12 protein-coding genes are annotated in these 12,901 nt (G+C 72.1%); 5 read left to right on the top strand and 7 right to left on the bottom strand.

What is annotated here, in order from left to right:
• Positions 1-51: 51 nt before the first annotated feature.
• From ACP4J3_RS32065 to ACP4J3_RS32055, 3 genes are read right to left on the bottom strand one after another with little or no spacing between them, the layout of a single operon-like run.
• Positions 52-654: a TetR-like C-terminal domain-containing protein gene (locus ACP4J3_RS32065; protein ID WP_426539628.1), complete on the bottom strand. Its 603-nt coding sequence runs from the start codon at positions 652-654 to the stop codon at positions 52-54.
• Positions 655-713: 59 nt separating this feature from the next.
• The gene (locus ACP4J3_RS32060; RefSeq protein WP_426539627.1) at positions 714-1,394 is read right to left on the bottom strand and encodes a response regulator; all 681 of its coding nucleotides are present in this window, start codon (positions 1,392-1,394) and stop codon (positions 714-716) included.
• Positions 1,391-2,233, bottom strand: coding sequence for a sensor histidine kinase (locus ACP4J3_RS32055; RefSeq protein ID WP_426539626.1), 843 nt, complete (start codon positions 2,231-2,233; stop codon positions 1,391-1,393). The genes ACP4J3_RS32060 and ACP4J3_RS32055 overlap by 4 nt, the downstream gene beginning before the upstream one ends.
• A 139-nt stretch (positions 2,234-2,372) precedes the next feature.
• Here ACP4J3_RS32055 and ACP4J3_RS32050 point away from each other — a divergent pair, with 139 nt between their 5' ends.
• The 3 genes from ACP4J3_RS32050 (at position 2,373) to ACP4J3_RS32040 (ending at position 6,420) form a co-directional block, all read left to right on the top strand.
• On the top strand, positions 2,373-3,080 hold the full coding sequence (locus ACP4J3_RS32050; protein ID WP_426539625.1) for an ABC transporter ATP-binding protein: 708 nt from the start codon (positions 2,373-2,375) through the stop codon (positions 3,078-3,080).
• Positions 3,077-5,392, top strand: coding sequence for an ABC transporter permease (locus tag ACP4J3_RS32045; RefSeq protein ID WP_426539623.1), 2,316 nt, complete (start codon positions 3,077-3,079; stop codon positions 5,390-5,392). The genes ACP4J3_RS32050 and ACP4J3_RS32045 overlap by 4 nt, the downstream gene beginning before the upstream one ends.
• Before the next feature lie 155 nt (positions 5,393-5,547).
• Complete coding sequence (locus ACP4J3_RS32040) at positions 5,548-6,420, top strand: alpha/beta fold hydrolase (protein ID WP_426539621.1); 873 nt, start codon at positions 5,548-5,550, stop codon at positions 6,418-6,420.
• Positions 6,421-6,427: 7 nt separating this feature from the next.
• Here the strand turns inward: ACP4J3_RS32040 and ACP4J3_RS32035 are convergent, their stop codons facing one another.
• The gene (locus ACP4J3_RS32035; RefSeq protein ID WP_426539620.1) at positions 6,428-7,747 is read right to left on the bottom strand and encodes a jacalin-like lectin; all 1,320 of its coding nucleotides are present in this window, start codon (positions 7,745-7,747) and stop codon (positions 6,428-6,430) included.
• Between the two features lie 217 nt (positions 7,748-7,964).
• Between ACP4J3_RS32035 and ACP4J3_RS32030 the strand changes: the two genes are divergently transcribed.
• Both ACP4J3_RS32030 and ACP4J3_RS32025 read left to right on the top strand, forming a co-directional pair.
• Positions 7,965-9,695, top strand: a complete 1,731-nt coding sequence (locus tag ACP4J3_RS32030) for a PHP domain-containing protein (protein ID WP_426539701.1) — start codon at positions 7,965-7,967, stop codon at positions 9,693-9,695.
• Positions 9,692-10,204, top strand: coding sequence for a hypothetical protein (locus tag ACP4J3_RS32025; protein WP_426539619.1), 513 nt, complete (start codon positions 9,692-9,694; stop codon positions 10,202-10,204). Before ACP4J3_RS32030 ends, ACP4J3_RS32025 begins: the two co-directional genes overlap by 4 nt.
• 32 nt (positions 10,205-10,236) lie before the next feature.
• Here ACP4J3_RS32025 and ACP4J3_RS32020 read toward each other — a convergent pair whose 3' ends face one another.
• The 3 genes from ACP4J3_RS32020 to ACP4J3_RS32010 are packed head-to-tail and all read right to left on the bottom strand — an operon-like array spanning position 10,237 to position 12,863.
• Complete coding sequence (locus tag ACP4J3_RS32020) at positions 10,237-11,031, bottom strand: ABC transporter permease (RefSeq protein WP_426539700.1); 795 nt, start codon at positions 11,029-11,031, stop codon at positions 10,237-10,239.
• A 16-nt stretch (positions 11,032-11,047) separates the two neighbouring features.
• A complete protein-coding gene (locus ACP4J3_RS32015) occupies positions 11,048-11,854 on the bottom strand; it encodes an ABC-2 family transporter protein (protein ID WP_426539617.1) in 807 nt (268 codons plus the stop codon).
• Position 11,855: 1 nt separating this feature from the next.
• The gene (locus tag ACP4J3_RS32010) at positions 11,856-12,863 is read right to left on the bottom strand and encodes an ABC transporter ATP-binding protein (RefSeq protein WP_426539616.1); all 1,008 of its coding nucleotides are present in this window, start codon (positions 12,861-12,863) and stop codon (positions 11,856-11,858) included.
• Between the last annotated feature and the right edge of the window lie 38 nt (positions 12,864-12,901).

Raw genomic sequence — 12,901 nt, 5'->3', positions numbered from 1 at the left:
CTCCCCCGTGGTGGCGGCGTGTGACCTCCGCGAAGTTTCCAGTCTAAGTGGTCAGGGTGACAACTGGGGTGGGCGCCGGTCGTGCTCCTTGCGCGGCCAGTTCGCGAGCGCCACGTGCAGGGCGTCGACAGTGCGCTCCCACGACTCGCGTACGTCGCGGGGGTCGCCGAACGCGCCGGTGGACTCCAGGGAGCAGAAGCCGTGGAAGGTGCTGCGCAGCAGGCGGACGGCGTCGGTGAGGTCGGGTTCGGCGAGGCCGTAGGCGCGCAGCATGCCGTAGGTGATCTCGGCGGTGCGGCGCATGGCGGGGGAGTCGGCGACGAGGCTCTGGTCGATGCGGATCTGGGTCGCCGCGTAACGCCCCGGGTGCTCGAGCGCGTAGGCGCGATACGCGTCCGCGAACGCCACGAGCGCGTCCTTGCCGGCGCGTCCCGCCACCGCCGCGGCGATCCGGTCGATCATCTCGCCGCCGGCCAGCAGCGCGACCCGCGTCCGCAGGTCCTGCAGATTCCTGACGTGCGAGTACAGGCTCGCGTCCTTCACCCCGAACCGCCGGGCCAGCGCGGACAGGCTGACCTGGTCGAATCCGACCTCGTCGGCCAGCTCGGCCGCCGCCGCGGCGAGGCGGTCGGCGGTGAGTCCTGCGCGGGCCATGGGCGTGTGTCCTCCTGCGTTCTCCGACCACAGAAAACCTAGGGTGTCCAGGCGAGATGCTAGTGCCCGGCGCCGTCGCCCGCCCGCACCAACCCCGTCTCATACGCCAGCACGACCGCCTGGGCCCGGTCCCGCAGGGACAGCTTGGCGAAGATGCGGGCCACGTGGGACTTCACCGTGGCCTCGCTCAGGGTGAGCCGGGCGGCCAGTTCCGTGTTGGACAGGCCCCGGCCCAGGAGGGTCAGGACCTCCAGTTCGCGGGGTGTCAGGCTCGCCAGGTCGGCGGGGACGGTGGGCGGATGGGCGGCTGGGTCCTTCGCGAAGCGTTCCACCAGGCGGCGGGTGATGGCGGGGGCCAGCAGGGCGTCGCCGGTGCCGACCAGGCGTACGGCCGCCGCCAGGTGCTCGGGCGTGACGTCCTTGAGGAGGAAGCCGCTCGCCCCGATCGACAGGGCGGTGTAGACGTAGCGGTCCAGGTCGAAGGTCGTCAGCATCAGCACCCGGCAGTCCGGGGCCTGTCGGAGGATGCGCCGGGTGGCGTCCAGGCCGTCCATGTTCGGCATGCGGATGTCCATCAGCACCACGTCCGGGGCGAGTTCGCGCGCCATCGACACCGCCTCCACGCCGTCCGCCGCCTCGCCGACCACCTCGATGCCGCGGACGGTCAGGATCAGCCGGAACCCGGTGCGGATCAGCGTCTGGTCGTCGACGATCAGGACGCGGGGAGCAGGTTCGGTCACGGGCGGTCCAGGGGGATGCGGGCCCGCACGCGGTAGCCGCCGCCGAGCCGCCGTCGGGCGTCCAGATCACCGCCGTACACCGCGACCCGCTCCCGCAGCCCCAGCAGGCCGCGCCCGGTGCCCTCCCGCAGCCGCGGCCGCTTCGGTGCCGTGCCGGTCAGCACGCTCGGGCCGGTGTTCAGCACCTCCACCCGCAGCGCGTGGTCCGCGTACCGCACGGTGACCTCGGCCTTGCCCCCGTCGCCGTGCCGGAGCGCGTTGGTGAGCGCCTCCTGGACGATGCGGTACGCCGTCACGTCGATGCCCTGCGGAAGTGGGCGGGGCTCTCCGGAGACACGGACCTCGACCGGCAGGCCCGCGAAGGAGACGCGGTCGACCAGTTGGCCGAGCCGGTCCAGGCCGGGCTGAGGGGTGAGGTCGGCGGCGGGCTCGTCCCGTGTGCCGTCCGTGCCTTCGTCCTCGCCGCTCGCCGACGGGGCCAGCAGTCCCAGCAGATGCCGCAGGTCCGTCATCGCGCCCCGCCCGGCGTCCTCCACCGCCCGCAGGGCCGTCGAGGCCTCGTCCGGCATCGTGACCATCGCCTCGCGGGCGGCGCCGGCCTGGACGACCATGAGGCTGACGGTGTGGCTGACGATGTCGTGCAACTCGCGGGCGATCCGGTCGCGTTCGGCCGTCACCGCCGCCCGGGCCGCGCTCTCCCGCTCCCGCTCCAGCAGCCAGCCGCGCTCCCCGACGGCATCCCGCCAGCGGCGCCGCGTCCGCAGCAGAGCGACGGCCAGCACCAGTACGGCCGCACCCGCCACCGCCGCCGTGACCCAGCCCGCATCCCAGTCCCCCATGGGGTTCACCCTGGCAGACGGTCAGCGCGAGCGCATCGGCCGGGAGATGCAGGCCCTGCATCCACAGGATGAGGCGCCCGGCCAGGAGCCATCGGGAGAGGGATGTCCGGGCCCGGGCCCGCCTCGTAGCGTCCTGTCCATGAGCGGTGAGGACAGCAGGACACAGGCCGTCGTACGACTCGACGGCGTGCGCAAGGAGTACGGCGAGACCACCGCGTTGGCCGGTGTGTCGCTGGAGATCCGGGCCGGGGAGGCGGTCGCGGTGATGGGGCCGTCGGGGTGCGGGAAGTCCACGCTCCTCAACATGATCGCCGGCCTCGACCGGCCGACGGACGGCACGGTCGTCGTGCACGGGGAGAACGTGGGGGAGCTGAGCGAGAAGGGGCTCGCCCTGTACCGGCGGCGCCGGATCGGCATGATCTTCCAGTTCTTCAACCTGGTCGACGACCTGTCGGCCCTCGACAACGTGGCGCTGGCCGCGCAGTTGACGGGCACCCCGGCCCGGCAGGCCCGCCGCCGCGCCCTGGAGCTCTTCGACGAGCTCGGCATCGCCGACCGGCGGGGCGCCTACCCGGCCGTGCTCAGCGGCGGCGAGCGCCAACGCGTCGCCGTGGCCAGGGCGTTGATGAACCGCCCCGCCCTGCTGCTGGCCGACGAGCCGACCGGCGCCCTGGACAGCCGCTCCGGGGAGCAGGTGATGGACCTGCTGCTCGACCTCAACCAGATCGGCCAGACCCTGATCCTGGTCACCCACGACGAGCATCTCGCCCGGCGCTGCGCCGGCCGCCTCGTCGAGTTCGCCGACGGCCGGGTCACCGGCGAGCACACCCTGGAGCCGTCCGCATGAGGGCCGTATGGCGCGCCGCCCGCGCGGCAGTACGGCGGCGCAGGCTCCAGACCCTCGTCATCGCGCTGGTCACCCTGACCTCGACCGTGGCCATGGTGGTGGCCCTCGGCCTGCTCGACGCGGCCTCCGCACCCTTCGACAAGGCCTTCGGCAAGCAGCGCGGACCGCATGTGGTCGCCGTGTTCGACCCGGCGAAGGTCTCCGAGGAGCGGTTGGCCGAGGCGGCCCGGCGGCCCGGCGTCGAGGCCGCCGCCGGTCCCTACGCGCAGGCCACGGTCGAACTCGCGGACAACACCCTGCACTTCGGCCTCGGCGCCGAGATCACCGTCGTCGGCCGCGCCGACCCCGGCGGCCCCGTCGACCGGCTCGACCTGTGGGCCGGCCGCTGGGCGACCCGGCCCGGCGAGGTCGTGCTGAACCGGCAGTCCGACTGGACGGCGGACGACCTCGGCAAGCGGCTCCCGATGCCCTCGGGCGGACCGGACCTCACCGTCGTCGGGTTCGCCTTCGACCTGAGCCGCACCGCGGACGCCTGGGTCGCGCCCGAGCAGATCGACGCCCTGCGGCCGACGGCCACCCAGATGCTGTTCCGCTTCCCGGACGCGTCCTCGGACGACCGGCTGCGCGCACAGCTCGGCACGGTGACCGACGCGCTCCCCGCGGACGCGCTCACCGCCTCCCGGTCGTACCTCACCCTCAAGCACCAGGTGAGCAGCTCGGCCCGGGCCTACACCCCGTATCTGATGGCCTTCGGCATCCTGGGCATCGCGGTCGCGGTGCTCATCATCGCCAACGTGGTCAGCGGGGCCGTGATCTCCGGGTTCCGGCACATCGGCGTGCTCAAGGCGATCGGCTTCACGCCGGGGCAGGTGGTCGCCGTCCACCTCACGATGATCTCCGTGCCGGCGGTGGCCGGGTGCGTGCTCGGCACGGCCGTCGGCAACCTGATCGCGCGCCCCTTCTTCGAGTTCGTGTTCATGGGACCCGACGCCGGGGTGCTGCACGACAGTGTCTCCGTCGCCGCCTGGGTGAACGCCCTCACCCTGCTCGGCATGCCCGCGGTCTGCCTCCTCGCCGCGCTCGCCCCCGCACTGCGCGCCCACCGGATGCCGGCCGCCCGGGCGATCAGCGCGGGCAGCGCCCCACGCGCCGGCCGCGCCCTGGGCATCCAGCGCAAGCTGGCCGGCAGCAGGCTGCCGCGCTCGGTGAGCCTCGGCATGGGCCTGCCGTTCGCCCGGCCCGGCCGCAGCGCGCTGACGCTGGCCGCCGTGGTCCTCGGCGTGACCACGGTGACGTTCGCGACCGGCCTCGCGACGACCATGAACCGGTTCGGCAACGCCGGCCGCGACGCCTATCAGGTGACCGTGTACGCCTCGAACTTCAAGAACGGCAAGGAGATCCAGCCGGAGCACGACGACCCCGAACTCCAGTCGCTGCTGGGCGGTTTGCCGGGCGCGAGCGCGATCACCGCCCGGGCTTCCGTCGACGTACGCCTGGCGGGCTCCGCGCATCCGGTGATCCTCGAAGCCCGCCGCGGCGACCGGCCCGCTCTGGGCAATGTGCTCACCGACGGCCGGTGGATGCGGGCGAGCGGCGAGATCGTCGCCGGTTCGGCCTTCCTGCGGCAGAACGGCGTACAGGTCGGCGACCGGGTGCGCCTGGAGAAGGGCGGGCGGTCCGAACGGGTGCTGGTGGTGGGGGAGTTCATGGAGAGCAACGCCCGGGTCGTGGCCGCCGACTGGCCGACCCTGACGGCGCTGGCGCCGGACGAGAAGCCCATCGCCTACCACGTCGCGCTCCGCGCCGGCACCGACCCGGCCGCCTACGCCCGAGCCGCCCGCGCCGCCGACGCCGGGACCACACCGGATGTGCGGGGCGCCAACACCATCACGAAGACCATCGTCGGCTCAGCCTTTGCCCTCACCCTGATGCTCGCCCTGGTCGCCGCCCTCGGCGTCTTCAACACGGTCGTCCTCAACACCCGCGACCGCAGGCGGGACCTGGGCATGCTCAAGTCGATCGGTATGACGCCGCGGCAGGTCACGGCGATGACGGTGACGTCGATGGCCGTGCTCGGCGCGATCGGTTCGCTGCTCGGCATCCCGCTGGGCGTGGCGGGCTACGAGCTGGTGATCCCCCGCATGGCGGGCGCCGTGGACATCTCCCTGCCGCCGTACATGACGGACGTGTGGCGGGCCCCGGCCCTGGCCGGACTCGCCCTCGCGGGACTGGTGATCGCGGTGCTGGGGGCGTTCGTACCGGCGCGCAGGGCGGGGCGGCTGACGATCGCACAGGTGTTGCGCAGCGAGTGAACGGGGTGCCCCTTTCGGTGAGTCGGACGCGCGGACGGTTCGCGGGTGTCCCTCGGGTGGGTACGTCATCGCGTGCGGAGCACGGGCGTTCCCCGCCGCGCTCCGCTCATCCGCTCTACCGGGCAGGCCGGCGAGACGAACAGGTGGGAGAGACGATGAGCACAAACGGCCCCGGCGCGGAGACGATCCGGGCCCGGTCGGTCGTGGTGGACGGGGCCCGCGTGGCGTGCTGGGAATCGGGGCCCGCCGACGGCGAGCCGGTGCTGCTCCTGCACGGCTACCCGGCCGACCACCGCTGCTGGCGCCACCAGATCCCGGCACTGGCGCGCCGGTACCGGGTGATCGCGCCGGACCTCCTCGGCTGGGGAGAGTCCGAACGACCGCTGCACCTGCGGTTCGACTACAACACCGAGGTCGCCCGCGTCGGCCGGCTGCTCGACGCCCTCGGCATCGACGCCGTGAACCTGTTCGGGCACGACTACGGCGGTTTCCTCGCGCTCGGCCTCACCCAGGCCCACCCAGAGCGGGTACGCCGGCTGGCCATCCTCAACAGCCGCGCCCAGTCCTCCTTCGTGCCCCGCTGGTACGCCGCCTTCGGCCTGCTCACCCTGGGCGGGCGCACCCCCGGGCTGCGGGCACTGACGGCACGGCTCCCGCTCGCCGGCCTGCACCGCCGTTCGCTCGGGGGGCTGGTACGCGGCGGCCACCTCGACGAAGAGCTGCTGGACAGCCATGTCGACTGGATGGACACGCCCGAGGGCCGCCGCTGGCTGGTCCACTTCTTCGGCGACTACCGCGTCACGGTCCGCCCCGAGCTGCGTCGGCGGCTCGGCGACATCCGGTGCCCCACCGCGATCGTGTGGGGCCGCAGGGACGTCTACCTCAGGCCCGCGATCGCCGTCGAACTCGCCGAGCGTATTGCACACGCCGAGTTGACGATGTTCGACGACGCGGGCCACTGGGTGATGGACCAGTGCCCGGCCCACGTCACCGTGGCACTGGAACGGCTCCTTGCCCGGGCACTGTGACCAATGATCAGCGGATCGGCGCGTACAGCACGCCCAGCTTGTCGATCTCGTCGCCGGACCGCCCCGTGAATCCGACGATCTGCCAGCCCGACGGCGCCGTGAAGGTCCTGGCGTCCGACGTCGCCGTGCCGGAGGCCAGCGTGCGGCCCCGGTCCGTGGTGAAGGACGCCGAGAAGATCCTGGTACGGCCGTCCTTCTTGCCCTGCGTCAGCTTCACGGCGGTCAGGTGCTCGCCGGAGGCCAGGGTCAGGGACGCCGCCGTGCCGCCCGTGCCGCCGTGGGTGAGGGTGGTGCCGCCGTCGTGGGTCAGGGACAGCGCGTCCAGGCGGGAGGCGCCGCGCAGGGTCAGGGTGCGCGGCGCGGGCGTGGCCGGCAGGTCGTCGGCGTCGTTGAAGGCCGTGCCGTGCGGGCCGCCGAAGAAGTCGCTCGCCCTGAGGGACGGGTTGAGGGTGTAGGAGAAGTCGACCGCGTGCGGGAAGTGGTCCGAGAGGTGCTTGCCGTCCTCGCGCAGGAACTTCGCCCAGTCGTTGCTGTAGCGGGTGGCGTCGAGGGTCAGCAGGTCGCTGCCGCGGTAGAGGACCTTGTCCACGACCTCGCAGTCGTTGGTCGGGGCCGCCCCGTCGCACACCAGCGCGTCGCTGCCCGCCGCCGGGGGCGTGCCACCCTTGACCAGCTCCACCCAGGCGTCGGTCAGGCCGTTCTCGCCGACGAGGGTGCGGATGTTGTCGCCGGTGCGGGTGTAGCGCGTGTTGGTGTCGCCCATGACGATCACCGCGTTGCCGGCCGAATTGGCCTGGATGAAGTCCGAGAGCTGCTTGACGTTGGCGCGGCGGGCGGCGAGCGCGGCGTCGTCGGAGTCGGCGTTGGTGTGGACGTTGTAGAGGTCCACGAACACGCCCTCGGCGAGGCGCACCCGGGCGAGGGTGAAGCCCTTCGGGGTCAGGCAGTTGGTGCCGGTGCAGTCCTTCCACTTCACCCGCTGGAAGTCCTCGAAGGGATGGTCCGAGAGGGTGTTGAGGCCGTCGCCGAAGAGCGCGCCGCCGCTCGTCGCCGTGCGGTAGGGGTGGTTGTCGTTGGCGTACAGCGCAGCGTGGTAGTTGAAGTCCTCCTGGACGTTGACGATGTCGTACGGGGCGAGGCGCTGTCCGATGAGCGGCGTGTTCGTCTCGGGATCGCTGTCGCCGAGGCCTAGCGGGAGGCCCGCGATGTTGTACGTCAGGACGTTGAAGGACCCGGAGGTGGCGGCCGTCGCGGGCGTGGCCGCGGTGGCGGTGAGGCCGGTGACGGCCAGCGCGGCCGCCGCGAGCGTGCCGATGAGTCTTCTCATGGTGGGGGAGTCTCCGGTGGGTGGCGAAGGTGGGTGACCAAGAAGGTGAGTGTTGCTCAGGTTCGATGTCAACCAGGGTGACGTACAAGGGCCGTTGAGGAAACAGTGAAAGACGGGGAGTTCTGTAGCGTCCGTGGCGCCCGACGGCCACACGCCGCTCGTTCAATGTTCATGTTTCGCCTTGATCCTCCACACAATGGCATCGCAGGAGGCGTTCATGGGGCACGGGCACGCGCACGGCCATCACCACCACCACGGGCACGACCACGATCACGCGCACGACGAGGCGGCGGCCACCCTGCCCGCCGCCTTCGACCCCGCCGTGCCCGACGAGGCGCTGACCCCCGAGCAGCAGTCGCGCCGCACCCTGCTGCGCCGGGCGGGCCTGCTGGGCGCCGGCCTGACCGCCGCGAGCATCGTCGCCCCGACCGCGGCCGCCGCCTCTCCGTCCGCCTCCGCCGCCGAAGCCCCCGCCTCCGGCGGCCGCAGGACCCACGGCTTCCTGTGGCTGGCCGGTGACCACCACATCCACACCCAGTACAGCAACGACGGCAAGTACCGCGTCTCCGACCAGGTCCGCCAGGGTGCCCGGCACGGCATGGACTGGCTGGTCATCACCGACCACGGCAACGAGACCCACGCGAAGATCGGCGTGGAGAAGGTCAACCCGGACATCAGGCAGGCCCGCGCCGCCCACCGGGACACCCTCGTCTTCCAGGGCCTGGAGTGGAACATCCCCGCCGCCGAGCACGGCACCGTCTTCGTGCACCCCGGCCGCAACGAGGTCGCCGTCCTCCAGCAGTTCGAGACCGACTACGACGGCAGGGTCAAGGACGCCGGGGACTCCACGCCCGCCAACGAGGCGCTCGCCGTCGCGGGCCTGACCTTCCTCGCCGACCAGGTCAGGCGCCGCAAGGTCAAGGACGTCCTCATGCTCGCCAACCACCCGGCGCGCAAGGGCATCGACTCGCCGCACGAGATCCGCGCCTGGCGCGACGCCACCGGGAGCCGCCGCATCGCCGTCGGCATGGAGGGCGCCCCCGGCCACCAGGCCGCCGGGATCCCGGCGGACCTCGGCATGGGCCGGGCCCGCGGCCTGTACGACGGCAGCCCGGGCGCCAACTCCTTCCCCGGCTACCCCCTGGAGAGCTACCGCACCTGGGGCGGCTTCGACTGGATGACCGCCACCGTAGGGGGCCTGTGGGACAGCCTCCTCGCCGAGGGCAGGCCCTGGTGGATCACCGCCAACTCCGACTCCCACAACGTCTACACCGACACGGCGGTCCGCGGCCCGAACAGCGACTACGAGGCCAACGGCAAGTACGAGGATCCGGTCTACGGCGGCAAGATCGACCTCACCGAGGGCGACTACTGGCCCGGCCAGTACAGCCGTACCCACGTCGGCGCCGACGGCTTCTCCTACGCCGCCGTGATGGACGGCATCCGCGCCGGCCGCATCTGGGTCGACCACGGACAGCTCCTGAGCGGCCTCGACGTCCGGGTGAGGGGCGGCTACCGCTGGGCCACACTGGGCGGCGCCCTGCACGTCCGCAGGGGCACGAGCGTCACGCTGACGGTGGACGTGGCGATGGCCGGCGGCGCCAACTGGGCCGGTTTCGTGCCGAAGCTCGCCCGTGTGGACGTCATCCAGGGCGATGTGACCGGCCCGGTCGCGGACAAGGACACCTTCACCGCGCCGACGGCCAAGGTGGTCAAGTCGTACGAGGTGAACAAGTCGACCGGCACGGTCCGCCTCACCTACGACCTCGGCAGGGTCGACCGCCCCGTCTACGTCCGGGTCCGCGGCACCGACGGCAACCGCAACGCCGTCGGCCCGATGGGCGCCGCCGTCGACCCCGCGGGCCCCGCGATCGACGTCGTCGGCGACGCCGACCCGTGGCGCGACCTGTGGTTCTACTCCAACCCGGTGTGGGTCCTGCCCTCGTGACGCCGTACGCCCTGACGGTGGACGCGGGTGTGAGAGACCTCCGCGCGGCCGACCACCTGCTCCACACGCTGGCGGCCGAACTCGCCCTCCCCGAGGCCGCGTTCGGCTGCACCCACCTGGTGCGCGGAGACCGTCCCAGGGTGGCCGTCTCCCTCACCCTCCCGACCGAGCCGCTCCTGCGCACCGCCCAGGAGCGGCTCACGGCCGGGGGCCACGAGGTGGCACCCGGGACACCGGACGCCTGCGGCCGGGCGGTGATCTACCCGGGCGTGACGTCCCTGACCGGCACTCTGACCATCGCCGACGTCCTGTCCCGCTCGGCGATCGACCGCGTGACGGTCCTCGGTACCCCCGGCCGACCCGCCCCCGAGGACCGCCTGGTGACCGGGGGCCACGTACGCCCCCAGTGGCAGGACGGCGAACTCGTCCTGACCGCCATGCCGGCGGTGGGCGGAACGCTCGTGCCGTTCGAGGTGGCGGATCCCACGCCTTGCTGCGTGGATCACTGAGGACTGGGGCCCTCAGCGGTGCTGGGTCACCGTCACCCGTTCACGCCCGCGTAGTGACCCAGCGCCCACCGCCACAGCCCGCGCGCCCCGGCATACGCCACCAGCCCCAGCAGCGGCGAGGACGCCGCCAGCCAGTACGGGACGGCGGTGTCGTGGCCCGTGAGGACCGCGGCCGGGAAGTAGGCGACGAACGCCAGCGGGAGGGCGAAGGTGAGGAAGCCGCCCACTGCCTTCGGCAGGACGTTCAGGGGGTAGTTGCCGAAGGTGCCGAGGAGTTCCTCCAGCCAGCGGCCCCAGTAGTCGGCGGCGGGATAGCGCAGGCACGCTGAGGCCACGGCCGTGAACAGGGCCGCCTCCAGGAGCATGCCGCCGATGACCGCGGCGATCAGGTACCCGACCCGGCCCGCCGTCCAGTCCAGCCCGCTGCGGCTGAGCGCGCCCACCATCAGGCCCACCGCGACCGTCAGGTCGCCGATCGCGTTGGTCGGGAAGTACGCGAGCTGGACCTGGCGGTGCACCGGCATCGGACGCAGGAGGTAGATGTCGATCCGTCCCTCCTGGATCTGGCGGCCGATGAAGTGCATACGGCCGAGCAGCAGCACGAACAGACCGTGCGCGAGCATCCGGATCGCCGGGATCAGCAGGACGTCCGAGCTCTCCCAGCCGCCCATTCCGGTGAACCGGGCCAGCAGCACCGTCGCGAACACGATGACCGACATCTGCCAGATCGCGCCGATCGCGATGTTCAGCAGGAACTCGGTGCGGTACTCCATCGCGGCCCGGATGTTGAGCAGCGAGATGCGCCACACGATGCGCACGGACTTCATGGCTTTCGACGCCATCTCAGCCTCCCTGCGAGATCACGCGTCGCGCGGCCCGCCGCCACACCCATCGGGTGAACAGCCCCAGCGCCACCACCCAGGCCGCCTGAACGGCCAACTGGGCGGCCGCGTCGGACAGTTCGATACGGCCGACGTAGATCGACAACGGCACGCTCAACGTCGCCTGGAAGGGCAGGAATCCGCTCAGCGTGATGAACCAGTCCGGGAAGAACCACAGCGGCGCGTACACCCCGGACAGCAGGTTCTGCGCGAAGATCAGGATCAGCATCGCGGAGTTGTTGCGGATGGTGAAGAAGCAGAGCTGGTCGAGCAGGAGCATGACGTAGTACAGGACCCACTGGCCCAGCAGCATGCTCACCGCGAACACCCCCGCCACGGCCGCCGACCCGGGCGGTCTCACCACCCCCACCGCGAGACAGACCGCGTACGCTGCGAGCGCCCACGCCAGCCCGTAGAGCTGCTCGCCCAGGGCGCGCAGCGCGTAGTAGCGCTGGGGCGGCAGCGGGCGCAGGTACCAGTAGACGATCGTGCCGAAGTGCATGTGCTGCAGCACCGTGTCCCGGCCCGCGTACTGGTCCAACTCCCGCAGCCGGGAGGCGAGTACGGCCAGGACGGCGTACGTGACCGCCTGGTCGCGGGTCAGCCCGGCGGTGGTGCCGGTGTGGGAGTACAGGCCGCGCCACAGCGACGCCACCAGGACCACCTGCATCGTCAGCCGGAGCAGGACGGCCGTCATCCGGGGCGGCGTGTGCAGCTCACCGAGCGGCGTGACGCGCGCGGCGCGCCAGCCGTGCGGTAAGGCGGCCATCTCAGGCTCCCCCCGCCGCGGACTCGGCATGGACGTACGCGGCCCGCATCACGTCCTCCAGGTCCGCCTCGTCGAGGGCGAGGTCCGTCACCTCGTACCGCTCGACGAGCCGCTTCAGCGCCTGGTGCACGGTCGGCGCGTCGGGGCCGTCCGGGCCGAAGACGGCCTGCGGCCCCTCGCGGCGCAGCAGCGCGATGCCCGGCAGCGGGCCGGCCTCGGCGTGCGGGTCGGCCAGCGTCACCCGCACCTGCCAGGTCGAGCCGAACTTGCGGCGGATCTCGTCGAGCGTGCCGTCCAGCACCAGCCGCCCGTGGTTGATCAGAACCACGCGCTCGGCGAGCCGCTCGACCTCCGTCATGTCGTGGGTGGTGAGCAGGACGGTACGGCCGCGCTCCTCGACCTGGTGCCGCAGGAACTCCCGCACCTGCTCCTTCACCACCACGTCCATGCCGATGGTCGGCTCGTCGAGGAAGACCACCGGAGGGTCGTGCAGCAGGGCGGCGGCCAGGTCGGAGCGGACCCGCTGGCCCAGGGAGAGATGGCGGACCCGGGTGTCCCAGAAGGAGGAGAGGTCGAGGAGGTCGTCGAACTCCTGCAGGCGGGCGGCGTGTTCGGCCTTGGGCACCTCGTAGATGTCGCGCAGGATCGCGAACGACTCGCGCACCGGGAGGTCCCACCAGAGCTGGGTGCGCTGCCCGAAGACGGTGCCGATGTTGCGGGCGTTGCGCTCGCGTTCCTCGTACGGCACCACGCCCGCGACCCGGGCCTCGCCGGTGGTCGGCGTGAGGATGCCGGTGAGCATCTTGATGGTGGTGGACTTGCCGGCGCCGTTCGGGCCGAGCAGGGCCAGGAGTTCGCCGGGGGCGACGGAGAAGGTGACGTCGCAGACGGCGTGCTTGGCGACGCGTTCCGGGTTGACGAGTGAGCGCAGTGCGCCCGCCAGGCCGGGGCGGCGGACGGTGGTGTGGAAGGTTCGGGACAGACCGCGAACCTCGATACTGCCAATCAAGCGGCATCAACTCCTTTGCTCTGAACGCAAGGTGCGGC

It is taken from the genome of Streptomyces sp. UG1 (assembly GCF_049974585.1).
Classification (GTDB): Bacteria; Actinomycetota; Actinomycetes; order Streptomycetales; family Streptomycetaceae; genus Streptomyces.
The sequence above is the reverse complement of the archived record's forward strand: the minus strand, read 5'-3'. Positions and strand labels throughout refer to the sequence as shown.